At 39.0% G+C, this 21,868-nt stretch carries 22 protein-coding genes; 9 read left to right on the top strand and 13 right to left on the bottom strand.

Annotated features, from left to right (window positions below; genetic code table 11):
• Window positions 1-17 precede the first annotated feature (17 nt).
• Genes ACNJYY_RS07380 through ACNJYY_RS07370 form a run of 3 tightly spaced genes read left to right on the top strand, consistent with a single transcriptional unit; the run spans window position 18 to window position 2,567 of the window.
• Window positions 18-797: an ABC transporter permease gene (locus tag ACNJYY_RS07380; RefSeq protein WP_416731195.1), complete on the top strand. Its 780-nt coding sequence runs from the start codon at window positions 18-20 to the stop codon at window positions 795-797.
• 3 nt (window positions 798-800) lie between these two features.
• Window positions 801-1,586, top strand: a complete 786-nt coding sequence (locus ACNJYY_RS07375) for an ABC transporter permease (protein ID WP_416731194.1) — start codon at window positions 801-803, stop codon at window positions 1,584-1,586.
• Window positions 1,587-1,598: 12 nt separating this feature from the next.
• Window positions 1,599-2,567, top strand: a complete 969-nt coding sequence (locus tag ACNJYY_RS07370; protein ID WP_416731193.1) for an ABC transporter ATP-binding protein — start codon at window positions 1,599-1,601, stop codon at window positions 2,565-2,567.
• 84 nt (window positions 2,568-2,651) lie between these two features.
• Here ACNJYY_RS07370 and ACNJYY_RS07365 read toward each other — a convergent pair whose 3' ends face one another.
• From ACNJYY_RS07365 to ACNJYY_RS07350, 4 genes are all read right to left on the bottom strand, one after another.
• Entirely contained in the window at window positions 2,652-3,509 is an 858-nt protein-coding gene (locus tag ACNJYY_RS07365) for a patatin-like phospholipase family protein (RefSeq protein WP_416731192.1), read from the bottom strand.
• A 213-nt stretch (window positions 3,510-3,722) separates the two neighbouring features.
• Window positions 3,723-5,321, bottom strand: a complete 1,599-nt coding sequence (locus ACNJYY_RS07360; protein WP_416731191.1) for an SH3 domain-containing protein — start codon at window positions 5,319-5,321, stop codon at window positions 3,723-3,725.
• Window positions 5,322-5,457: 136 nt separating this feature from the next.
• On the bottom strand, window positions 5,458-6,234 hold the full coding sequence (locus ACNJYY_RS07355) for a Cof-type HAD-IIB family hydrolase (protein ID WP_416731190.1): 777 nt from the start codon (window positions 6,232-6,234) through the stop codon (window positions 5,458-5,460).
• Between the two features lie 77 nt (window positions 6,235-6,311).
• On the bottom strand, window positions 6,312-7,244 hold the full coding sequence (locus tag ACNJYY_RS07350) for a DMT family transporter (RefSeq protein ID WP_416731189.1): 933 nt from the start codon (window positions 7,242-7,244) through the stop codon (window positions 6,312-6,314).
• A 431-nt stretch (window positions 7,245-7,675) separates the two neighbouring features.
• Between ACNJYY_RS07350 and ACNJYY_RS07345 the strand changes: the two genes are divergently transcribed.
• Window positions 7,676-7,882: an alpha/beta-type small acid-soluble spore protein gene (locus ACNJYY_RS07345; protein ID WP_066288466.1), complete on the top strand. Its 207-nt coding sequence runs from the start codon at window positions 7,676-7,678 to the stop codon at window positions 7,880-7,882.
• Here ACNJYY_RS07345 and ACNJYY_RS07340 read toward each other — a convergent pair.
• From ACNJYY_RS07340 to ACNJYY_RS07330, 3 genes are all read right to left on the bottom strand, one after another.
• Window positions 7,879-8,052, bottom strand: coding sequence for a hypothetical protein (locus tag ACNJYY_RS07340; protein WP_186320555.1), 174 nt, complete (start codon window positions 8,050-8,052; stop codon window positions 7,879-7,881). The genes ACNJYY_RS07345 and ACNJYY_RS07340 overlap by 4 nt on opposite strands.
• Before the next feature lie 109 nt (window positions 8,053-8,161).
• Entirely contained in the window at window positions 8,162-10,594 is a 2,433-nt protein-coding gene (locus ACNJYY_RS07335) for a DUF6359 domain-containing protein (RefSeq protein WP_416731188.1), read from the bottom strand.
• A gap of 207 nt (window positions 10,595-10,801) precedes the next feature.
• Entirely contained in the window at window positions 10,802-11,449 is a 648-nt protein-coding gene (locus tag ACNJYY_RS07330) for an SOS response-associated peptidase (RefSeq protein WP_416731187.1), read from the bottom strand.
• Window positions 11,450-11,522: 73 nt separating this feature from the next.
• Between ACNJYY_RS07330 and ACNJYY_RS07325 the strand changes: the two genes are divergently transcribed.
• Window positions 11,523-11,753, top strand: coding sequence for a hypothetical protein (locus ACNJYY_RS07325; RefSeq protein WP_416731186.1), 231 nt, complete (start codon window positions 11,523-11,525; stop codon window positions 11,751-11,753).
• On the opposite strand, the gene ACNJYY_RS07320 is transcribed toward ACNJYY_RS07325, so the two are convergent.
• From ACNJYY_RS07320 to gnd, 5 genes are all read right to left on the bottom strand, one after another.
• Window positions 11,713-12,846 carry a GerAB/ArcD/ProY family transporter gene (locus tag ACNJYY_RS07320; RefSeq protein ID WP_416731185.1) on the bottom strand — a complete coding sequence of 378 codons (1,134 nt, stop codon included), beginning with the start codon at window positions 12,844-12,846 and terminating at the stop codon, window positions 11,713-11,715. The genes ACNJYY_RS07325 and ACNJYY_RS07320 overlap by 41 nt on opposite strands.
• Window positions 12,846-14,069 (bottom strand): Ger(x)C family spore germination protein, encoded by a 1,224-nt coding sequence (locus tag ACNJYY_RS07315; protein WP_416731184.1) that lies wholly within the window; start codon window positions 14,067-14,069, stop codon window positions 12,846-12,848. Before ACNJYY_RS07315 ends, ACNJYY_RS07320 begins: the two co-directional genes overlap by 1 nt.
• Window positions 14,066-15,736: a spore germination protein gene (locus ACNJYY_RS07310; protein ID WP_416731183.1), complete on the bottom strand. Its 1,671-nt coding sequence runs from the start codon at window positions 15,734-15,736 to the stop codon at window positions 14,066-14,068. Before ACNJYY_RS07310 ends, ACNJYY_RS07315 begins: the two co-directional genes overlap by 4 nt.
• A gap of 313 nt (window positions 15,737-16,049) precedes the next feature.
• Window positions 16,050-16,568, bottom strand: coding sequence for an acyl-CoA thioesterase (locus ACNJYY_RS07305; protein ID WP_416731182.1), 519 nt, complete (start codon window positions 16,566-16,568; stop codon window positions 16,050-16,052).
• Between the two features lie 114 nt (window positions 16,569-16,682).
• On the bottom strand, window positions 16,683-17,579 hold the full coding sequence (gene gnd / locus ACNJYY_RS07300; RefSeq protein WP_416731181.1) for a phosphogluconate dehydrogenase (NAD(+)-dependent, decarboxylating): 897 nt from the start codon (window positions 17,577-17,579) through the stop codon (window positions 16,683-16,685).
• Window positions 17,580-17,819: 240 nt separating this feature from the next.
• On the opposite strand from gnd, the gene ACNJYY_RS07295 reads away from it, so the two are divergent.
• Window positions 17,820-18,689: a sulfite exporter TauE/SafE family protein gene (locus ACNJYY_RS07295; RefSeq protein WP_416731180.1), complete on the top strand. Its 870-nt coding sequence runs from the start codon at window positions 17,820-17,822 to the stop codon at window positions 18,687-18,689.
• 97 nt (window positions 18,690-18,786) lie between these two features.
• Here the strand turns inward: ACNJYY_RS07295 and ACNJYY_RS07290 are convergent, their stop codons facing one another.
• A complete protein-coding gene (locus ACNJYY_RS07290) occupies window positions 18,787-19,629 on the bottom strand; it encodes a DegV family protein (RefSeq protein ID WP_416731179.1) in 843 nt (280 codons plus the stop codon).
• A gap of 227 nt (window positions 19,630-19,856) precedes the next feature.
• On the opposite strand from ACNJYY_RS07290, the gene ACNJYY_RS07285 reads away from it, so the two are divergent.
• The 3 genes from ACNJYY_RS07285 to ACNJYY_RS07275 all read left to right on the top strand — a co-directional run bounded on the left by ACNJYY_RS07285 (window position 19,857) and on the right by ACNJYY_RS07275 (window position 21,710).
• Window positions 19,857-20,300 carry a MarR family winged helix-turn-helix transcriptional regulator gene (locus tag ACNJYY_RS07285; RefSeq protein ID WP_137789994.1) on the top strand — a complete coding sequence of 148 codons (444 nt, stop codon included), beginning with the start codon at window positions 19,857-19,859 and terminating at the stop codon, window positions 20,298-20,300.
• A 200-nt stretch (window positions 20,301-20,500) separates the two neighbouring features.
• Window positions 20,501-21,454 (top strand): helix-turn-helix transcriptional regulator, encoded by a 954-nt coding sequence (locus tag ACNJYY_RS07280; RefSeq protein ID WP_416731178.1) that lies wholly within the window; start codon window positions 20,501-20,503, stop codon window positions 21,452-21,454.
• A 67-nt stretch (window positions 21,455-21,521) separates the two neighbouring features.
• Window positions 21,522-21,710: a cold-shock protein gene (locus tag ACNJYY_RS07275; RefSeq protein ID WP_066392730.1), complete on the top strand. Its 189-nt coding sequence runs from the start codon at window positions 21,522-21,524 to the stop codon at window positions 21,708-21,710.
• Window positions 21,711-21,868 lie beyond the last annotated feature (158 nt).

The raw sequence follows: 21,868 nt of genomic DNA, 5'->3' as shown, positions 1-21,868 counted from the left end.
TTCATAAAGGGGGACTTATGGTTTACTGGATTCTTTTACAAAAGAGCTTTCTGCGTAACATGCAATACAAGGTGGCGCATCTAATCAATAATGCAGCTAGCGCAATCTTCGGATTTGTTTTCATCGCCATTTGGGTCGGTGTACTGCAAGGAAAAGAGAATGAAAGTCCCTATAGTGTCCTGGATATGACCTACTACATAGCAGCTGTACAATGTATCCTCTGGTTATCCGGATTCTTAACAGCAGGACTTAATATTCAAAACGGAGTAAGAAATGGTGCCATTTCTTTAGAACTCGCTAGACCAACAAACTTTTTTCTCTATGTTACCTCTCAAGAAGCCGGAAGATTATTGTATAACTTGTTCTTTCGCTCTCTTCCTATTGGGCTTGTTTTTTCTTTTACTGTAGGCTTTTATATACCTCAACACATACCGTCATACTTTTTCTTATGTATTTCTATTCTGTTTGCCATGATCATCTCTATAAACCTTCACTATCTAGTAGGAATAAGTGCTTGTTGGACAACGGAGATCAACTGGGCACATTTTGTGAATTTCACATTATTGGTGGGACTAGGTGGACAACTCGTACCTATCGATCTACTTCCAGCTCCTCTGTCTTCTATCACAACCTATTTACCTTTTGCCGGAGCCATCTATTATCCTGTCATGATATTTCTTGAGAAAGTTTCAAGTGAAGTTATCTTTATCCAGCTGGTTTGGGTCGTGGTTTTAACAAGCTTCAATCTCTGGCTAACTGAGAAGGCGCGCCATAAGTTAGAAATTCAAGGAGGATAAGTCATGAACCTTTATCTGAAACTATTATCAGGAAGTTTACGATCGCGTATGCAGTATAAGATGAACTTTCTTGTATCCTCCTTATCATACGGCTTGATCATGGCAGTGGACTTTGTTCTGCTTGCAGCAATCCTGCAGCGTTATGATGATGTTAAAGGCTGGAACCTTTATGAAGTGGGCTTGCTCTATGGAATCTCTTCTGTCGCTATTACTCTGTACAGAGTATTTTGTGTAGAAGTACATAATTTTGAACGATACATGGTCGAAGGTGAATTCGATAGTCTTCTCATCCGACCTGTCTCTCCGCTCTCATTACTTTTAACTAAGAATTTAGACCTGTCCCGAATAGGAGGAACGATACAAGGCATCCTAATCCTTGTTATTTCTATTATCGGTTTAAAACTTAATAACGTTGAATTATTTCTTTTGTTAATTTATTTACCCGTAACCATCGTTTCTGGAGTACTTATTTGCTTTTCACTCGGTCTGATAACGGCAACCATTGCCTTTTGGACACAAAGGATCAAAGATTTTCAAACCTTTACTCTGTATGCTCCTTTTAATGCAGCCAACTATCCGATGAACATCTATCCCGGCTGGTTAAAAATCATTTTTTTCACCGTTATTCCAGTAGGATTCATGAACTACACACCTGTTCTGTTTCTATTAAACAAAGGTGGTGACCTTTGGAATCTAGCATTACCACCACTCGTTTCTATTCTTTTTCTTTTCATTTCATTACGATTTTGGAAGTTTGGCATTCGTCATTACCATAGTACAGGAAGTTGAGGAGGGTTATATATGATTCAAGCTCAGCAATTAAATAAACACTTTAAGATTTATGAAACAAAGAAAGGCTTTATCGGGTCGTTCGCCTCTCTTCTTTCTACAAAGCATCATGTGGTAAGAGCAGTAGATGATATTTCTTTTTCAGTTGAAGAGGGTGAATTCGTAGGTTACATCGGGCCGAACGGAGCTGGAAAATCCACTACGATTAAAATGTTATCAGGCATACTTCATCCAACTAGCGGTGAAATTAAAGTAGGCGGATTAAGCCCGCAGAAAAAAAGAAAAGAAGTTGCAAAAAAAATCGGCATTGTATTTGGACAACGTACACAACTATGGTGGGATCTCCCGTTACGCGATTCATTTGATATTTTAAAAGAGATGTATAAAGTACCTGATCAGAAGTACCGTCAGTTTTTGAAGTTGTATGATGATATGCTTCAGATTGGAAAGTTTATGGACACCCCTGTTCGAAAACTATCTCTAGGGCAACGGATGCGCGGAGATCTGGCAGCAGCCATGATTCATGATCCAGACATCCTTTTCTTAGATGAACCTACGATTGGATTAGATGTGAATGCAAAAACCAGTATACGAGCCTTTTTAAAGGAACTGAACCAAAACGAGAAGAAGACCATCCTGTTAACCACACATGATATGGATGATATTGAACTGTTATGCAGCCGTGTGATCGTGATCAATCACGGACAAATTGTTTTAGATGGAACGCTGGAAGATTTGCGTAAAAATATTGGATTGCCAAGCGTTATGGAGATTCAATATCGTGTAAAACCAAACACGGCTGAGATTCAATTAGAAGGAATTGAAAGAATGACGTGGGAAGACGAAAAGTTAATTATAGATTATGACCGCTCTCTCCTCTCTTCGCCTCTATTACTTCAAAAAGTCACACAATGGGGCGAACCGGTTGATATACAGATGAAAGAACCAGATATTGAACAAGTTATTCAGAAGATATATTAAATAAAAAAGCTTGCGATAGAGGTCTGTTCCGTGTATTCTATCGCAAGCTTGCTTTTTATGTGTATGCCACTGTATGTGGATTTTTTATTCAGCGAGCCAGCTTCTTAAGTTATCTAATTGGTTCAGGGCATCTTCTCTTCCTTGGTCGTATAGAACTCCGAGTCGTTTAGGATCCCGCTCTATTCTTTTTACTATCATCTTCTCCATGGGACGAAGTACGAATAAATTTCCGCGTTTCTCTTCTTTCTCTATAAAATCAAGCGTCTCATTATACTTGATGTAGCGTCCGCGTAAACTTTCGTCGAGACCTGTGTATTCAGGATAGAATTTTTTCGTTACCCACGTCATTTTAGGCTTTTTCTTTCTATACCCCGCGTTTTGAGTCAGGACAACAACTCCTTTTTGGACGCCATCTTTCAAAGCTTTATGAACAGGTATAGGATCCGCAATCCCTCCATCCATCATCTGACCTCCTGCAAGCTCGACTACTGGTGCGATAAAAGGAATGGACGATGATGCACGTAAAACATTTGATATCTCCATCTCTTCGTAATCTTCTTTATTTAAATAAACGGGTTGGCCGGTTCTTACGTCTGTTACAACGACTACAAATCTTTCTTTCGATTGTTTAAATGCAGCGTAATCGAAGGGAACTAATCGATTTGGAAGTTCGTCAAATATAAAGTCCATGCCGAACAACCCTTTCTTCTTGAACAACCAGTTCTTATATGAAATATATTCAGGATGAGAGCTATATTCTAGATTCACCGTGCGATTTCTTCCGTGCTGACGTGATAGGTAAGATACAGCATTACAAGCACCAGCAGATGCGCCGATCACATACGGAAAATAAAGATCGTTCTCCATAAAAACATCGAGTACTCCTGCCGTATAAACACCGCGCATTCCTCCACCTTCAAGAATAAGTCCAGAGTTCTCCAAATTTGGCACCACCTATTGTTAACTACATTTATTATTTATGTTTTTAATTATATGAATAAACGACGTCTTAAATCCAGTAAAGTGATTAAAAAGATAGAAAAAAGCTTCTGTGAATTTCAACGTTATGTCTAGACTATCATTCCAAAGAAATCCTAGTATTCTAAAAAGCAGCATCTCTCAGAATTTCTTCTGTAGAGATGCCGCTATTATTGTTTATTGAAAATATTGAGCCAAGCCTGCTGTAATACCCGTTGCGGCTTTTGTTTGAAAGGAATTACTCTTTATCGTCACCTCATCGAACGGATTGGATAAAAAGCCCAGCTCTACTAGAACCGCTGGTTGCTTGTTCTCACGCAGAACGTGAAAATTCCCATACCTTACATTACCACCTTTTAACCCTGTCTTAGCTTGAATCAATCCCGCGTTTACGGAGTTTGCCAATTTCAGATCCTTCTGACCGTAGTAAAAGGTTAAGAGTCCTGAAGCACTTTTATCGGAAGCTGAATTATAATGCAAACTTACGAACGCATCAGCAAAATGATAATGACTGATCTCCACTCGTTTATTAAGAGAAATATACGTATTATCACTTCGAGTTAAGATTACTTTTGCACCTGCATTACTAAGCTGTGTGGCTAATAATCTCGCACTCATCAACGTCATAGCAGCTTCTTGTGTACCCAATGATCTACCAGAAGCACCTGGATCATTTCCGCCATGCCCAGGATCCACTACGATTCTTTTTCCCTTTAATCCCCCTAAGGTCGGTTTAGAAGTTGAAGGACTGTTAGAAGTAGGTGACTGTTGTAAAGCAACGAGCCATCCAGCTACCCAAGCACTTTTGCCGTTTGGCAGCTTGATTTGTACCCAGTCGTTCTTCGATTGAAGAAATGCGAACTCATCTCCTTGATTTGCATGGGCTACAATTAAGTAAGCAGTAGAAGGACCTTGCCTAATATTTACCCCATCTGACATGATGACAACTTTTTTGGCTATTGAAGAAGGTGGAGCAACAGGTGGTTTCGTTGCAGGCTTAGGATTTGTCACAACTGAAGACCCACCCGTTTGTATGGATATGTATTGACTAGATACCCAACCCTTTTTTCCATCCGAAGTTTGAATGTAAATCCAACTTCCTGACTCTGACAAAATTTGTACCGCCGTATCAAATTTCAGTGAACCAATGATCGGTGAAGATATATTTCCAGCAGATCGAAAGTTCAAATACGTTGCTGTTACTCTTCCCCACTTTCCGCTATTTACAGGTTTGGCTTCAGAAGGCTTAGGATTTGTTGGAGATGTACCTGTTTGGTTCAAAAGATAAGCACTGCTTACCCATCCTTTAATCGATCCATATGTTATTGAAGACCAATTACCTTCTTCTTTAATGATAGAAACGACGCTCCCATTCTTAAGTGAACCTACTGATTTATACTGTGTTCCTGCACCATTTCGGACGTTTAGGGAAGTTGCTGTTACTTTTGCAGTTTTCTTCGTTTTGGTTTCCTTTTGAGATGCTGTAGAGGAACTCGTTGTACCATTCGATACTATGTAAGCTGAACTAACCCACGCTTTTCTATCATTAAAAGATATGTTAGCCCAACCTTTTTCGATCTTGAATACAGTAACGATTGATCCCTTTTTTAATGATCCGATCTGTTTCGATGATGAGGAAGGTTCAGTGCGTACATTTAAGCTTGTTGCGTTAACTGTAGCGGTGTTGGTTGCTGCCGAGGCAGTACTAAGTGGAAAGCCTGCGATTAAAAGGACAACGATTAAAAAGAAGCACATCACCTTAGCATTCGATCTCACACGTTTCAACTCCTATTAAAATTTTCTTTACTAGCTGTACGTGTTATATCGTCATTTAAGAGGCATACTTGACCCTTTTCACTGCGTTTTAAGAACAAAAAAACACCCTAGCTGAAAATCACTAGAGTGTTACTTATTAAATCAATCCAAAATGCTTCAATCCATGATAGATGCCGTCTTCATCAACTGATTTTGTAACAAAGTCAGCTGCGTCTTTTGCTTCTTGTAAACCATTGCCCATAGCGATTCCTGTTCCCGCTGCTGTAAGCATCTCGATATCATTTAACGCATCACCAAACGCGTATACGTTTTCGGGCTTCATGTTCATCTCGTTCATAAACACCTGAATTCCTTTTGCTTTTGAACCACCCGTTGGCAAAATGTCCAACGCATTTTCATGCCAGCGTATAAAATCGAAAATGCCTTTGTATCCATCTCGATAAACATTTTCGTGCTGTTCCTGGCAGAATAATAAAACTTGATAAACTTCATTTTCCTTATAAAATCCTGGGTGGAACACGGGATAACTTGGCATGAGATTAAACGTACAATTCTTAATGATCTCATGATTATCAGCATTACTTGTCGCTCTTTCATGATCAAGATAGACAAGAGGGTGACCTGCCTTCTCTGCTTCTTCTTCAATTTTAAGAATCGCTTCTCTAGATAACGGCGTCTTGTGGATCACTTCATCTTTAAAAACAACATAAGATCCGTTAAAACTTACAAACGAATCAACCTCTAATTCCTCACGAATCGGTTCAAACATGAACGGGCCACGTCCAGTAGCGATTGCTACATGTACGCCGTTCTTTTTCAACTGAATGATACTCTCTTTCGTGCTATCAGGAATTTTTTTCTCATCATTTACTAGCGTTCCATCTATATCGAAAAATACTATTTTGTCATTCATATGCATCGTCTCCTGTTGAAAGTTCTTCCCTACAATAGTGGTACGATTCTGTATAAATGTCAAATCATGCGTTTGTGTTACTTTCTTACAGATTGATTTACTTGAATCAATCCTTTTTCGGGCATGGATAGTAAGAATACTGTTAAAATAATGAGCATGCCACCAGCTGTTTGGTAACTTCCAAACGCCGTACCTAGCCAAATGACCGATACTAGCGTCGCCACTAAAGGTTCAGCGCTTCCGAGTAAACTCGTTTCTGTCGAGCTTATATACTTTAAAGAGTCTAAGTAAAGATAAAATGGCAATAAGGTACCGAATATCACTACAAAAGAGAGCATCCCAACCAATGAGAACGACCAATCGATCTCATTTGCTTGCCACGGCTGAGTAAATGTGGAAACAGCAGCGCCACCGAGCAGCATAGCCCAACCTACGATCATAGCAGAGGGATATTGCTTCAGCAGCCTTACAGGATAAACAGTATATACCGCAACAGATATTCCTGACAGAACTCCCCAAAAAACAGCTTTTTCAGAAACGGTTATCTCTTGTAAACTTCCGTTCGTTAATAACAAAAATGTTCCTGATAGAGCCATCAGAACTGCAATCCATTCTTTTCGTTTTGGCCATTTCAAGAATTTTAACGCAAAGTAAACCGTAATAAAGACCGGCCCTAAAAATTGAAGCAGTGTTGCTGTTGGTGCATTCCCCGCTTCTATACTCAAAAAGAACGTGAGCTGTGCACCAAGCATGCCCGTTAAAGAAAATACGATCAAATCCAATCTGTCTTTTTTATTTCTCCACACTTCAAATATGTTGTGATGAAAAGAAATAAGAAATAACAGCAGCGCTCCAGCCATCACCATGCGGACAGATACTAACCATGTGGCAGTCATTGCTGAATGTGAAAAGATCCATTCTGCCGCATTTCCTGAGAATCCCCATAGTGAAGCTCCTGCTAATGCAAGTCCTATACCTTTCCACCGTAAATTTTCATTTTGTTTCTCCATCGTACACCCTCTTCCCAATTACATTGTTCTTAAGAAAGATTCACAGATTTACTCCATATTTTTTCAATTCCTCATAAACGTGCATCCTTCATTCATTATAGAACGAATCAGTGAAAATCAAATACATTTTCTTTATTCTAATTTCTACAAAATTAGTTTGCTATGCAGGAATCAGCTAGAGTTCAAAAACTAGTCTAGTTTCAACAAAAGTCCCAACAACAGAAAGCACTGAGCGATAGAAACCGCTCAGTGCTTATCTAGAAAATAAAAATAGGGGGATGATGTATCATACGAAATTTAAGGGTTTTGGTGTCGGTTAAGGCAAAAATATGCGAATACCTATTACGTTCATCACCTAAGAAAAAACTTTTTCCATAAGTGCATAAATTTGTAAAATATATACAGACTAGTAGTACAAGGAGGTGATACATATGGCACGTAACAATAACTCTAACGAATTAGTAGTAGCTGGAGCACAAGCAGCTTTGGATCAAATGAAGTATGAAATCGCTTCTGAGTTTGGTGTTCAACTAGGACCAGACACAACATCCCGTGCGAATGGATCTGTTGGTGGTGAAATCACTAAACGTCTTGTTCAAATGGCAGAACAACAACTAGGTGGCGGATACCGTCGCTAAACTGCAGTTAACATGAAGAAGTCATCCACAATATGCGGATGACTTTTATTTATTGGCTGTTTTCGTAAGCTTAGTTGCTTTTGGAAGCGTTGATTTCCGTTCCAGGCTGCTCGCTTTCCGCGGGGCAGGCGGTGAGCCACATTCGAACGTTTCACTTTTAAGTGTCTCACCTGCCCACCTGTCCCGCAGGAGTCTCTCACCTTCCACTCCAACCAACTATCAAAGAAGAAAATACAAAAGATTTAAAAGCAACAATCCCTTAGAAAACAGGCTGTTTATTTATCTGACTTTATCTAGTTTGACTTGAATCAAGACTGGATCATGATCACTTGCTCGACCGTGTTCTTCCATAAACTGTGAATTGATATGAACGATGTCCACTTTTGTTTTCTTCGCCATATTATTCGTTACTAGAATGTGATCAAGAACTTGAGCATTTCCTTGATAAGAATACGTGTATCGTTCTTTAAAAGGAACTTTTTCAATCATGTTCGTCAATTCATTGCCTTTGACTTTCTTAAGAGTCTTCGTAAACTCAAAATCATTGAAATCTCCTAGCAACACTACTTTAGCATCCTTATCTTCACTCTTTACATTTCTAACAAACCCATTCACAATTCCCGCAATTTCTAAACGCTGCGCTTCACTTCCTAGGAAAGGAGGCTGATTTTTCCCAAACAGCGGCTGGTCTCCACCTTTTGAGTTAAAATGGTTGGCCACTACAATTACGCTTTCACCTTTAAACATAAACTGTGCTGCGACAGGCTTACGGCTGTTTTGGAATGCTGGATTAGTAGGATCGATCCGTCCAGGGTTTACAGTAAGCTTTCCATCTTTAAAACCAACTGCTTCTGTTGCTGTTCCTTTTGTTCCTTTTGCAAGGGAAACGCGTTCAGGATTGTAGATGAATCCAACACGAATGTTACCACCTGGAATCCCGCCATCTTGTCCATCAACTGGAGCAATATCTGTATACACATATTGCGGACCGCCTTGCGCTGTAATCTCAGCAATTAATCGGTCAGCACTTGCTTTTGCATCTGTGGTACCGTCATTCGTAGGGCCGTTTCCATCCTGCATCTCAACAAGACCTACAATATCAGGTGCATTTAAGTTACGAACGATTGATTTTGCGATACGTGATACTTTTTCGTCGCTCGTACTGTCACGTCCTTCTTCTAGTGCAGAGAAGTTCTCGACGTTAAAACTCGCGATCGTTAACTCTTTATGTTTTTCGTGAATTTTTGTAACTTCAGGTTTTGTTCTTCCTTCAACAAACGTTGGAAGCTCCTCACGATCAGCTAACACTTTATAGTTACCAAACCCGTAGCTCACAACACCTGTAATAGAGCCTAAGAAGAAATCTCCTGTTTTTGCAACAAACGATTCATCGTTAATATCGATAAATATTCGCTCAGGGTTGTAATCAAACTCTGTGATGTTTAGACCACCTGATGAATTAAATTCTTTTTGCTTCCAGAAATCAGGTACTACCACAAGTTCCCCGTAATTTTGAGGTGCAAGTACACCAGGATTTTTAACTTCTACAAGCATCCCTTCTAAACTTTCATAAAAATCAATGCCGTCTTCTTTTGGATCAAACACCCCAAAGTTATCATTATCGATCACTCTTGTTGGCTGTTGCAGACCAAACAAGCCGATGATCGTTGATTTTGGAAGTGTTTGTCCTTCTTGCAGTTTTGTGATGCGACTTGCATTAATTTCTGTAACAGCTAGATCTGTTTTCAACTTATCTGAATATCCTTCAAGTACCCACTCTTTTACTAACCCATCTACGGATACTAGATTACCTTTAGCTTGTCCGTGGTCTTTTTGGTAGACCAAGATCCCTTCAGATGTTCTGTAGTCTTTATCTGGCTTAACGTCTTGCATATAAAAATTATTGTTATCAACCACTTTTGTTACAATACCTTCAACGCCTTCTACTGCCTTGTTTGCAACAGGAGATTGATGTCCTGCTCCTTGAACATCATGGATACGAAGTCCAGATAGAGCTACTTGGTATTTAAATTCTGAAATGTTACTATTCTTTAATCCTTCCTTAACAGCAACAGCTTTAATCGTTACATCTTCATTTACTGTTATAGGAGCTGTGTAACGCGTGCTATCTGTAGTCGGATCTTGTCCATCTAATGTGTAATAAATTTCCGCGTCTGTTGTTGCGGTAGAAAGTTCGACGGAAGTTCCTTTAGAAACAACTTGTCCTTCAACAGAAGACTGGACTTCTTCGACTTGTGGTTCAGAAGGAGTTCCATCAACAAATTGATATTCATTTACATTTTTGAGTCCTGGTACACTAAAATACGCCTCAAGCGTTCCTTTAAGTTGAACTTTCTTCCCTAAGTTCTCAGGATGTTCAACGAGATTCAATGCACTTCTAGCAGCATTACTAGGCAACTGAACCGTCAGGATTTTCGTTTTATCTTTCTCGTTAGGCGAATCCGCAAGAGCTAAATTAGTATTCGCTGTAAATGGCCCCTCATGTTTGAATGAGATAGAAGACCCACTGCCTCCATGAACAGTTCCTACGATATACCCTTCCACTGTCTGGATTGATTTATCCTGCTTAACTAATGCTTCGCTAATCGTTAGAACGTCAGCAGCAGAAGCTGTTTGTTGCAGTGGCAAAACCATGCTAAGCACCATTACTAGCATGATACTTATATTTGTAACCCTTTTCGTCATTTTCATGAACATATCGTTCCACCTGCCTCACTAATAGTATGTAAAACATGTAAATCCATGAAAAATATAACACAATTCTGTCGATTCAATTGTTAGTTTTATATTAAAACAGTTAGAAAGACTTACAAAGAATTTACAATATAGGACTCTGGTATGATTTTCATCAAAAGAAAAGACAGTTTCCTCTGATTAATTTTTGATCAAAAGAAACTGTCAGTTTGTTCTATGAACGTTTAAATCTAGCGTGACTTGCTCAGCAAATAATTCAGGATTGTTTTCTTGGAGTATCGAAAGAAGCTTATCCTTTCCTGCTGAACCGTCCAGCCATCTTTCTCCAACATCTGGCTCTAACATTACTGGCATACGGTGATGATATTTTTCCATAGAAGAGTTGGACGCTTTCGTTAGAATAGAACAGGTAATTCTTTCTTCTGGCTGACCGTTGATTTCACCTTTCCACCTTGACCAAATTCCAGCAAATGCAAACGGCTTTTTATCTTTTAATGTAAATTGCAAAGGCTGCTTTTTAGTGCTGCCGTCCTCTAAAATCCACTCGTAGAAGCCGCTCGCAGGAATCAAGCATCTTTTTCGAAGAAAAGAGTCTTTAAAGCTAGGCTTTTCAGAAACGGTCTCACTTCTGGCATTCATTAATTTATTTCCTATTTTTGGATCCTTCGCCCAACTTGGAACAAGTCCCCAGTTCATATATCCGGCTCTATTTCCTGTGCTAGCTTTTATCACAGAAAGAACTTTCTGACCAGGAGCAATGTTGAAGCGTTGGTCATAATCAAAGTCATTTACTAAGTTAAATGCATCAATGATCACATCTTTTTCATAATAAAGCATATATCGTCCACACAAAATATATCACCCCGGGTTTAACTTACGGATAATGACGTCAATCGTGCAAAAACTAAAACAGGAGGTGAACACCATGAAAAATCCTGTTACTATTTATATGATTCTGCTATTTTGCATGATCTCATTACTCATTATCATCGATTGGTTCTTAGGAATTGCACCAGCAACGGTTATAAAAAAATCTTTTATGTCTTTCTTTCACTATGTTGATAAAGTCGAATATTTCTTAGTCATTACTTTGATCCTTTTACCTATCCTGACATTTATTCTGTCGATGTGGATGGAGAAGAAGCAAAAGACTTAAGTTTCTTTCTTCTCAATAAGAATACAATAATGAACAGACTCGGTAAAACAACTTGAAACGGAATATGGATAAAATGTGGAACAATACTTAAACCCTCTTTAATATGCTCCACATAATTTGCTGCTATAACAATGGATGACAAGATCAAAACAATACCGATCGGGCCTATTAGCTTTTTCTCTTCTTTTACGCCGAAGATGTCTTGTGTTGCTTTAACAGCCACATAAAATAATACAGAGATTTTGAAGAACCCTCCAATAATCAGGGTGAACACCACGAGCGCATCCAGCCTTTGAATAAATTCTCCTAAGTTGATCTTCGCAACAGCAGCAAGCAATGGGAAGTAGACATGAGTAGCAACATGCCCACCTAAAATCGCAATGTCCATCGCGACCGTTACACTTAAGATCAGACCACTCAGCATTATGGCAAATAGCCCAACGGTGAGTGCTTTACTTTTCTTTGATGTTTTCAAATAAGGAAACAGCATCGTAAAGACCACCATCTCTCCAAAAGGAAAAGTGGGCGTTACGGGGAATGCCGCTTTCAAGACGGGTAAAAATCCCTGACCTAAGACGGGGAGAAGATAATTGTATTTCATCAAGTCTGCTGATAAAACGAGTACAGCTAGAGTGATTCCTAGTAAAACGACTAATGAAAATATGATTTCCCCTGTTCTCACCAGAACCTCAAAGCCTAATTTTAGTACATAAACAATCGTAGCAATCATTAGCGCGTTTACGACAATAATAGGTGTTTGGACAAAAACAGCGGATAGCAGGAGGCTTCCAAAGTCACGTAAAACACGAGCAGCTAAGTACATGAAATACATGAGATATAGAAAACCAAATAACTTTCCTATAGATTTCCCGAACAAGATCTGTAGATATTGTGTTAAAGATTGTTCAGGAAACTGTTTATACAGATAAAAATACCCTAGAAAAAGAACCATGCCAGAAAACATGCCTAAAAGTATCGCGATCCATGCATCTCTGCCGGCATCCATTCCTAGACCAACAAGGATTGCACTTCCAAGTTCAAATAAAACGATGATAATAAAGTATTGTTGGATATCGATCTTGAAGGTCTTCATTATGGAGCCTCTTTCTTTTTCTTTTCTTCAAATAAAAATGGTGAAGTTCGAATACCTGATCTTCTAATTCGAGAATCGACGTTCACTTTCACTTTTATTTTCGGAAAGATTTCTTTGTAGTTCTTTTTATAATCATTGCGCCATTTTCTTGGATTCTCACGATACAATAATTCTCCAAATCCAAGAACATCACTGTTAAAACCTTGTGAAGCTGTAATCGTCTTTTGAATTTCTTTTTCAATGACTCGGTTTAATCTACTTTCGATATTAACGATTTCAGAAGGTTCTTCTAAGTTCACAGCACAGTTTGCTTCTGCAATATTCGCTTCTGGAAACACATCAAGCGCTATAGTCGGTATATCCCGTTTTGTATCTGCTGACAGTTCAGTGTTTGAACGAACAATTTCGATAGAATAACCGTTATCCTTATCCATACAAGGTACTGTGATCGCTGAACTAACAAGCTTTCCCTTTATCCACAGAACACCTCTCGCCTCAGGGCCATCCAACCAACCCTGCAGCTTGCCATCTCTGAATACACCCATACCTGATAATTGAACTCTAGCCGGATCCCCTACTTCATAGTTTTGTGCTGTCATCGCCAACTTTTTATCACCGGTTATAATGATGCCATTGATAATCGGTTCTCCGCCTTCATCAATAATCGATTGAAGCACTTCATTTATATCTTGCTGCATGTTTTCTCCCCAATTTTTCTCTGAAACCTTCAAAATTGTAGCCACTTCATCAGAAGTAACTTTATCGATGGCCGTAAACGTTCTTAATAATTTAGATGGTGTCGTATCTCTCGCGACCACAACCTGAATGGTCGAACGGACTTCTGGGTCTCGTGAAATCATATCGACGGCTTGATAGATACTATCTTTTGCTATGTTTTCACTAAAGACAAGCATCCTCGCATGCGCAAAAAATAAACGTCTTGATGTTTGTTTACTTGCTTTTCTCGTCGCTTCCATCAAGTTTCTACCTGTTGTCTCATAGACGGTAAATACAGGTTGTTTTCCTCCTCCTGCTCCAGTTATGCCTGGTGCCACTTCGGTTGGATTGACCACTTGGTAGGTTACGATTAGATTTCCTTTTTTATCTAAGTTAATTCCAACTCCCATTACGATTGAAAGCTCATCCAACTCATTTTGATCCCAGCACCCTGTTAAAAACAGAAGGCACAGTGTGAGAGGAAGACAACTTTTTAACAGATTCAACGTGTTGTTTCCTCCTCACGTTTTTTCTTAACCGAATAAGGTTGTGTACGTGTTTGGTTTTTTTTTGAAAGCTTTTCTGGTCTTTTAAACAATTTGGTAATCGGAAATCGGAACAAACTATCTTTTAAATCTTGTGTCTGTATAGGAGCAAAAGGACTCAAATATGGATAACCAAATGATCTTAAGCTTGATAAATGTGCGATGATCACGATCAATGCAAGTGTAAGACCATAGAAGCCAAAAACAGATGAGATCAACATTAGTGGAAACCGTAATAATCGAGCTGATGTGGCAACCGCGAAAGATGGAATCGCAAAGCTGGCTACAGCTGTAATTCCTACAACGATAACCATGGCAGGAGAAACAAGTCCTGCTTGAACAGCTGCCTGTCCCAAAACAAGAGCGCCTACAATTGAGACAGCGACTCCTACAGCACGGGGCATCCTAATGCCCGCTTCACGTAATATTTCAAAAGTAATCTCCATGATCAACGCTTCTGCAATTGCAGGAAACGGAACACCTTCTCGCTGAGCTGCTATACCAAACAATAAAGTTGTAGGAATCATGGCTTGATGAAAAGTGGTGAGTGCAATATAGATTGATGGTGCGATCAAAGAAATGATAAAGACTGAAAATCTTAATAAGCGCAGAAATGTACTGATGTCATATCTCATATAATAGTCTTCTGATGATTGAAAGAATTGTATAAATTGTGCTGGGGCGATTAGTACAAATGGTGTTCCGTTAATAATAATGCCCACACGACCTTCGAGAAGATTTCCAATCACCACATCTGGTCGTTCTGTGTTCAAAAATTGAGGAAACACAGTAACAGTCTCATCCTGGATGAACTCTTCAAGTTGACCAGATTCCAGCAGGCCATCTGTCTTCACTTCTTCTATTCTTTCTTTTATTTCCTTGATCAATAACGGATTTGCAATATTCTCTAGATAAACGATGGCCACATCGGTATGTGTGACCTCTCCTATTTTAAATTTTTCGATCCTAATATCTTTGGACCTTACCCTGCGCCTGATCAATGAGATATTCGTTTTAATCGACTCAGTGAAAGAATCCTTAGGACCACGAATAACTACTTCTGAGGAAGGCTCTTCTATCCCTCTAACTTTTCCGCCCGTCGTACCTAGTTTTAGACCTTTCGTATTCCCTTCAACTAAAAGAACACTGAACCCTGCCAAAAGAGCTTCCACTAGTTCATCTTCTGTTTCGACATCTAAAACTCTTCCTAATGCTAATGCATTTTGTTTGATGTAATGTAATGCATGGTCCACAGGTACTGGAGAAGATTGTTTTTGAGATGAAAGTGACATTAAGGGTGAAAGTATAAACTCATTTAAAATTTGAGGATCGTTCATTTCTTCTAAGAATAATAAGGTTGCCGTAGCCTTTTCTTCTAACTCGAATTCAAATTCACGAACGATTAAATCCATAGGGTCACCTAAGAGTGTCTTTACCCGATCCACCATTACATGGAGAATGGGGCTAAGTTCTCCGACAACCTTTTCTGCCGTTTCTTTTCTATTAGATGTTTCCATAGAAATGGTTTTGGACTGAAGAGAAGAAGGATCATCATGCTTTTTATCTGCTAACATATCCGTTAACTTTTTATGAGTTCTAATGATTGGACGTTTTCTTCTATTTCGCATAACCATCCACCTTTTTACCAATCTTTTCTTAGCATTTGCACAACACGCTTTCGTTATGTAATAAAAAGGAACGATATTGAAGGTGTTTTACCTAAACTGTCTCTAACCGGCCAGCGGTCTTATACATACTTTATTGCACACTAAAAAGCCCCTGATCGTTTTCTTCGAAAAAAACGATCAGGGGCTTTAACAATTAACAGTATAATGCCAGGGTTCTGTATCCCTGGCTGGAAAAAGGTAACTTAATTATAGCATCTTATTTTCAAAATGCGAATTTTATGAACTGCAAATTGCTAAAAATATATCTTTATGCTCACATGGGATCCCAAGGTTTTTTTACTCCGAACTCTTTGGCCAATCTTTTGCTTTCTTCTCTGCGTTTTTTCCTCGCAATCGCTCGTTCAGGTGCATGCTCATGCAGCCATTTTTCTTCTTCTGTTTCAGGTATGACTTTTGGCACTGGAGTCGGTTTTCCATCTTCATCTAATGCTACGAATGTTAGAAAAGAAACAGCGCAAACTTTCCGTTCTCCTGACAATAAATTCTCGGAGATCACTTTTACGAAGACTTCCATTGATGTTGTTTTTGTCCATGTAACGAATGATTCTAAACACACAGAATGTCCTTCTTTAATCGGCTGTAAAAAATCAACCGAATCTGTTGAAGCCGTAACTACATTCTTTCGCGCATGTCGAATTGCTGATATAGCAGCAACATCATCGATGTACGCCATCAATTTTCCTCCAAATAACGTACCATGATTATTTGTGTCAGGTGGTAGTACTACAGAGGATTTAACCGTCCGGGATTCACGAACAAACTTTTCTTCCATGATCAAAACTCCTATTCCTGTCTCTTCATCACTAGTATATGTTGTATGTCCAAAAATTAATGAAAGACCTCTGCTTAAACGTATAAGCAATGAGGTCTTCATAAAAGCATATTATTATTTTTTCACGACTGCATGGCCACCAAATTCGTTACGAAGAGCTGCAACGACTTTACCGTGGAACGTGTCGTCTTCTAATGAACGGAAACGCATGAATTGTGATAATGCGATAACTGGAGCAGATGCTTGGTAGTCAAGAGCAGCTTCAACTGTCCAGATTCCTTCACCTGAAGAATTCATCACTCCGCGGATGTCTTCAAGTTTCGGCTGTTTGCTGAATGCGTTCTCCATAAGTTCGATCAGCCAGCTACGGATAACTGATCCGTTGTTCCATACTCTAGATACCGCTTCATAGTCATAATCGAAATCACTTTTATCTAAGATCTCAAAACCTTCTCCGATCGCTTGCATCATACCGTACTCAATTCCGTTATGAACCATCTTTAAGAAATGACCAGAACCTGCACGTCCTGTGATCATGAATCCTTTTTCAACACAGATTTTTTCGTATAGTGGAGCAAGATAGTTAACCGCATCGTCATCTCCACCCATCATTGCACAAAGACCGTAACGAGCTCCATCAGTTCCTCCACTCGTACCAACATCTACAAGATGTATGCCAGCCGCTTTAAGTTCTTGATAGCGGCGAAGAGTGTGCTTGTACATGGAGTTTCCAGCGTCAACGATGATATCGCCTTCTGTTAAATGCGGCTTCAATTGTTCGATTACTTGATCAACAATCTCTCCAGCTGGAACTAGAAGAATAACTGCTTTTCTTCCTGTGAAAGAATTAGCAAGTTCTTCGATCGAGTCAACACCTTTAACACCTTCTGCTGAAATCTCTTTCACAGTGTCTTTGTTGACATCTGTAGCGAAAACCGTATTTCCTTTATCATTCATGTTCAGTGCCATATTGAAGCCCATTTTCCCAAGGCCGATTAAACCGATTTCCATTGTACATATCACTCCAATTTATGTATTTATGTCTGTTTTGTATTATTCCACAAAATAAAGGCGATTAACCTCTACTTGCAACACTGTCTATTAGAGTATCTAAAAATGAGAAAAAAAACAATTATTTCAGTTCTTTTTGTATGAAATTACAGAGAAAAATTTTAAAATCATAAACATTTTCCTAACCATTCTCATTTTGTCACCATAATCTATAGAATCTCTATTGTTGGAGGACCTTTTATGAAAAAAATTGTAATGCTAGCTCTGATCGGCCTCATGGCTCAGCTCATTGACGGCTCTCTTGGCATGGCATATGGCGTTACTTCTACGACTCTTTTGTTAGTTGTTGGTTTCTCACCGGCTTTAGCTTCGGCTTCTGTTCATCTATCTGAAGTTGTGACATCTGCTGTCTCAGGCTATTCACATCTTAAATTCGGAAACGTTGATATGAAAACAGTGAGAAAACTTGTCATTCCAGGGGCTATTGGTGCATTCTTAGGTGCTGCTTTTTTAAGTTATATTCCTTCGACTTTTATAAAACCGTACATCTCCTTATTTTTATTAGTACTTGGCTTTTATGTTTTGTTTCGCTTTTTACTGATTAAAGTGAACGTGAATATTGAAACTGATTCTACAGAGAGTAGCACAGCTAAGAGAAGGATGTATCAGCCATTAGGACTCCTCGCTGGGTTTATGGATGCGACAGGCGGCGGGGGATGGGGGCCCATTACGACTCCTATTCTGCTCACACAGAAAAACCTTACACCCAGTAAAGCGATCGGCTCTGTAAACTTCAGTGAATTTGCTGTTTCATTATCAGCTTCTATCGGTTTCTTTTTGTTTATCGGTTGGGAGACCATGCTTTGGCAGGTCGTAGTTGCGATGATGTTAGGTGGGATTATAGCAGCTCCTTTTGCAGCATGGCTCGTGCAAAAGCTTAAACCTGCACTATTAGGAGTCCTTGCTGGGGGCTTAATCATCATTACGAACTTAAAAACAATTCTGACCGAATTTATTTCAGTAGATTTGTTGACAGAAATGTCAGCTTTGTTGCCTCTTCTTATCCTATGGGGTATTTTGATCGTCTTTGCCGTTCGAAAGAAAGCGTAAGAAACAGAAACGAGCATAGATGATTGAATGCAAAACAGCCAGAATGTCCACCCGAGATGGACATTCTGGCTGTTTGTAATTGTGTGGGGTCAGACCCCTATTCTTCGAACCAGAGGAGGCCTAGGGTGCCAGCGCCGACGTGGACGCCGATCGCGGGGCTCAGCTGCCCTAGATTGAATGTAATATGAGGGTACTTCTCTTTTAAGAGATATAGCCAATCCTCCGCTTTCTCTGAGGAGCCGCTGTATACGACGCTTACACCGTATGCACCTTTATTCTGTGCAGCTTCCTCAAATAAAGCTAGAACGCGGGATTCTGCCTTTTTTAATGTCCTGATCTTTTCGAATGGTACGAGTGAACCATCATCAAACGTAAGGATGGGTTTGATCTGAAGAAGATTTCCAACAAGGAAGCTTGCGCCAGATAACCTGCCACCTTTTCTTAACTGTTCAAGACTTCCTATGCATACATACCCCTTTACATGCCCTGCCGTTTCACGAAGCATCATAGCTATATCTTCGGCTTCTAGGCCCTCCTCTTCGAGCTTCTTCCCTTTTAACAAAAGTTGTTTCATGGATTCAGATAATATTTTTGAATCTACGATATGTACAGGGAAATCTGCCATCTCTGCGCCAAGTCTTGACCCGTTGATCGTTCCGCTGAATTTTTCAGAAACATGAATGGCAATTCCACAATCATAGTTATGTTTTAGAACTTCATAAAAGTCAGAAAACTCTCCGACTGTTGGCTGGCTCGTTTTTGGAAGCTCAGAAACATTTTCAAGTTTTGCATAAAATTCATCCGGAGTAATATCTATACCGTCTTTATAAATTTTATCTTCCATTATGACTGATACAGGAATAATATGAATACCAAGTTCCTTCGCTTCTTCCTGTGTGATGCAGCTTGTACTATCTGTAATCCAAGCAATACGTGCCATATTGCACATCCCCCTTTATCTCTCTATTTTTTATTAGATAATAATAAGAGAATTCCTCTATTATCAGAAAAATATATTTTTATTTCTAAATTAAACCTATATTTCAATAGTTTAAATACTAGCACAGAGATACACATTGAAAACTAGATACTTTATACTACTCTTTAATGGAACTTATCGGAAATTTATATTAAAATAGGAGTAATGTAAGCTAAGGAGGCAGTACTGTGAAAGTGGTGACAGATAGTAGAAATGTATTAATGGAAGTAGAGCGTATAGAGAAAGCGTTTAATGAGATCATGGACGTGATAAAGCCTGAGATTTGGGAAGAAGAAGAGATAACTTCTACTCAATTCCAAATATTAAAGACATTGTCATCACGTGAGAAATGGACGGTTTCTGAGATTGCTGACGCTATGAAAGTACGCGCTAGTGCTACTACCGTTATCATCGACCGACTTGTTAAAAGAGGACTAGTAGATCGTTATCGGTCTGACCTCGATCGAAGAATTGTATACGTGCAATTAAATGAAACCGGTTTAGTAGCGTTTCATGCAATTCAAGAAAAAAGAAACGGTGTACTGATCAAGTACATGTCACAGCTCACTGATAAACAGCTTGCGGATATGGTTCAATGTATTGAACACCTTTCTTCAATAGTTAAGAACTAATACTAAAACAATGACCGCAGATTAGTTTTCCTACCTTTCATACTACGAAATCAACACGTTATCCTTTGGAATAACGTGTTTTTAAATTTATTCTTACTTTATTTGGATAAACCCTAACATTTTATCTGATTTGTACGATATAACATACGAAGACTAGTACAAAAGTTTTAATCCATGAATATGTCAATTAGGAGTCTAACATGTCAAAGATAAAAAGACTGGAACGGCTACTGCTTTCCATAAATTCAAAAAAGCATTTTACCTTAAAGGAATTAGCCGATGAATTCGGAGTATCTACTAGAACGATTCAGCGAGATTTATTGAATCTTATTGAGATGGGTCTTCCCATCGTTTCTGAATTCGGACCACACGGCGGATATCGAATCGAAAATGACCGGATCCTGCCTCCTATCGGTTTTACCGAGATGGAAGCCTCCTCTATTCTTTTTAGTTTACAGACATTCACTGAAACGAGCTTTCCATTTCAAACGCAAAGTAGATCGATAGTAAATAAACTTCAACAATTCATGCCTGAAGATGCTAAGGAAAATTGGACGCAAATTCAAAAACGGCTTTTTGTTCAGCTGCCGGTGCCTGCTAAGAACCAAATCGCACCAATCATCCTTGAAGCTTCAATCAAGCAAAAGATTGTTACAATTCTTTATACGATGAAAGAACAAAAATTGTACAGCAACATTCAACTGATCGGCCTCTTTAGCGAAAATGGTGAATGGTATTGTCCCGCATACTGTTATTCACTTATGGATTATCATATTTTTAAACTATCAGATATTAAACACGCTGTGATTAACTATGAACCGATAGAAGTGAAAGACTTTACTGACGTGACCATTCATAATTGGGCATCTCAAATCTCACCAAGAAACTACGTTAGACTAGAAGCGGAAATATCACAAGAAAGTTTGAACTATTGTGAGTCACATCCTTTTCTACGGCAATTTATAAGAACGAAAGAGAATGGTCTATATCGTTTGTCAGGAGATATTTTGGCAACTTATGTTGATAGAGCTGCTGAGTATTTATGGACATTAAAAACAAACATCTCGATACAATCTCCTAAAGAAATTAAAGAGATTCATGCACGATGGGCAAGGGATATCTCTCTTCAATATGAACTTATTTTAAATATGTAATCAAATTGATACATATTTTTCCTCTTTTAGGCGTATACTATAAGTAGAACAGAAAAGGGGGATATCTATGGCTTTTTTTTCAAAACAACCTGCAGAGCCGATTCCAGACGTAGAAACGAAGGTTTGGGCATGTACGAGTGATGGATGCTCTTGCTGGATGCGCGCTGACTATTCTTTGCAAAAAGAACCGCAATGCCCCATTTGCAAATCTGCAATGAATGAAGAAGTTCGTATGCTTCCAGAATTAAAAAGTTAATGAAATAAATAGAAATCGGCCGGGTGCTCGTTGCCCGGCTTTTTCTATTGCTCCAAAATAGCTCCTATGAGTTATCATACTCTTCCCCCTTATTTCTCCTTTTAGAATACTAGCTTTTATCCTACATCTCACTTCACCCTTCTATACTTCATGTTTAT

The sequence above is a fragment of the Fictibacillus tiangongensis genome (assembly GCF_048083785.1).
GTDB lineage: Bacteria > Bacillota > Bacilli > Bacillales > Fictibacillaceae > Fictibacillus.
The sequence above is the reverse complement of the archived record's forward strand: the minus strand, read 5'-3'. Positions and strand labels throughout refer to the sequence as shown.

Bases quoted from the DNA above. Each gene is read 5' to 3' on its own strand.
- ACNJYY_RS07320 (WP_416731185.1), bottom strand. From the start codon at position 12,846: ATGAAGACCTTCAAGATCGATATCCAACAATACTTTATTATCATCGTT.
- ACNJYY_RS07290 (WP_416731179.1), bottom strand. From the start codon at position 19,629: ATGGCACGTATTGCTTGGATTACAGATAGTACAAGCTGCATCACACAG.
- ACNJYY_RS07345 (WP_066288466.1), top strand. From the start codon at position 7,676: ATGGCACGTAACAATAACTCTAACGAATTAGTAGTAGCTGGAGCACAA.
- ACNJYY_RS07310 (WP_416731183.1), bottom strand. From the start codon at position 15,736: ATGCGAAATAGAAGAAAACGTCCAATCATTAGAACTCATAAAAAGTTA.
- ACNJYY_RS07275 (WP_066392730.1), top strand. From the start codon at position 21,522: ATGGCTTTTTTTTCAAAACAACCTGCAGAGCCGATTCCAGACGTAGAA.
- ACNJYY_RS07335 (WP_416731188.1), bottom strand. From the start codon at position 10,594: ATGAAAATGACGAAAAGGGTTACAAATATAAGTATCATGCTAGTAATG.
- ACNJYY_RS07355 (WP_416731190.1), bottom strand. From the start codon at position 6,234: ATGAATGACAAAATAGTATTTTTCGATATAGATGGAACGCTAGTAAAT.
- ACNJYY_RS07280 (WP_416731178.1), top strand. From the start codon at position 20,501: ATGTCAAAGATAAAAAGACTGGAACGGCTACTGCTTTCCATAAATTCA.
- ACNJYY_RS07305 (WP_416731182.1), bottom strand. From the start codon at position 16,568: ATGGAAGAAAAGTTTGTTCGTGAATCCCGGACGGTTAAATCCTCTGTA.
- ACNJYY_RS07325 (WP_416731186.1), top strand. From the start codon at position 11,523: ATGAAAAATCCTGTTACTATTTATATGATTCTGCTATTTTGCATGATC.
- ACNJYY_RS07380 (WP_416731195.1), top strand. From the start codon at position 18: ATGGTTTACTGGATTCTTTTACAAAAGAGCTTTCTGCGTAACATGCAA.
- ACNJYY_RS07375 (WP_416731194.1), top strand. From the start codon at position 801: ATGAACCTTTATCTGAAACTATTATCAGGAAGTTTACGATCGCGTATG.
- ACNJYY_RS07295 (WP_416731180.1), top strand. From the start codon at position 17,820: ATGAAAAAAATTGTAATGCTAGCTCTGATCGGCCTCATGGCTCAGCTC.
- ACNJYY_RS07370 (WP_416731193.1), top strand. From the start codon at position 1,599: ATGATTCAAGCTCAGCAATTAAATAAACACTTTAAGATTTATGAAACA.
- gnd (WP_416731181.1), bottom strand. From the start codon at position 17,579: ATGGAAATCGGTTTAATCGGCCTTGGGAAAATGGGCTTCAATATGGCA.
- ACNJYY_RS07350 (WP_416731189.1), bottom strand. From the start codon at position 7,244: ATGGAGAAACAAAATGAAAATTTACGGTGGAAAGGTATAGGACTTGCA.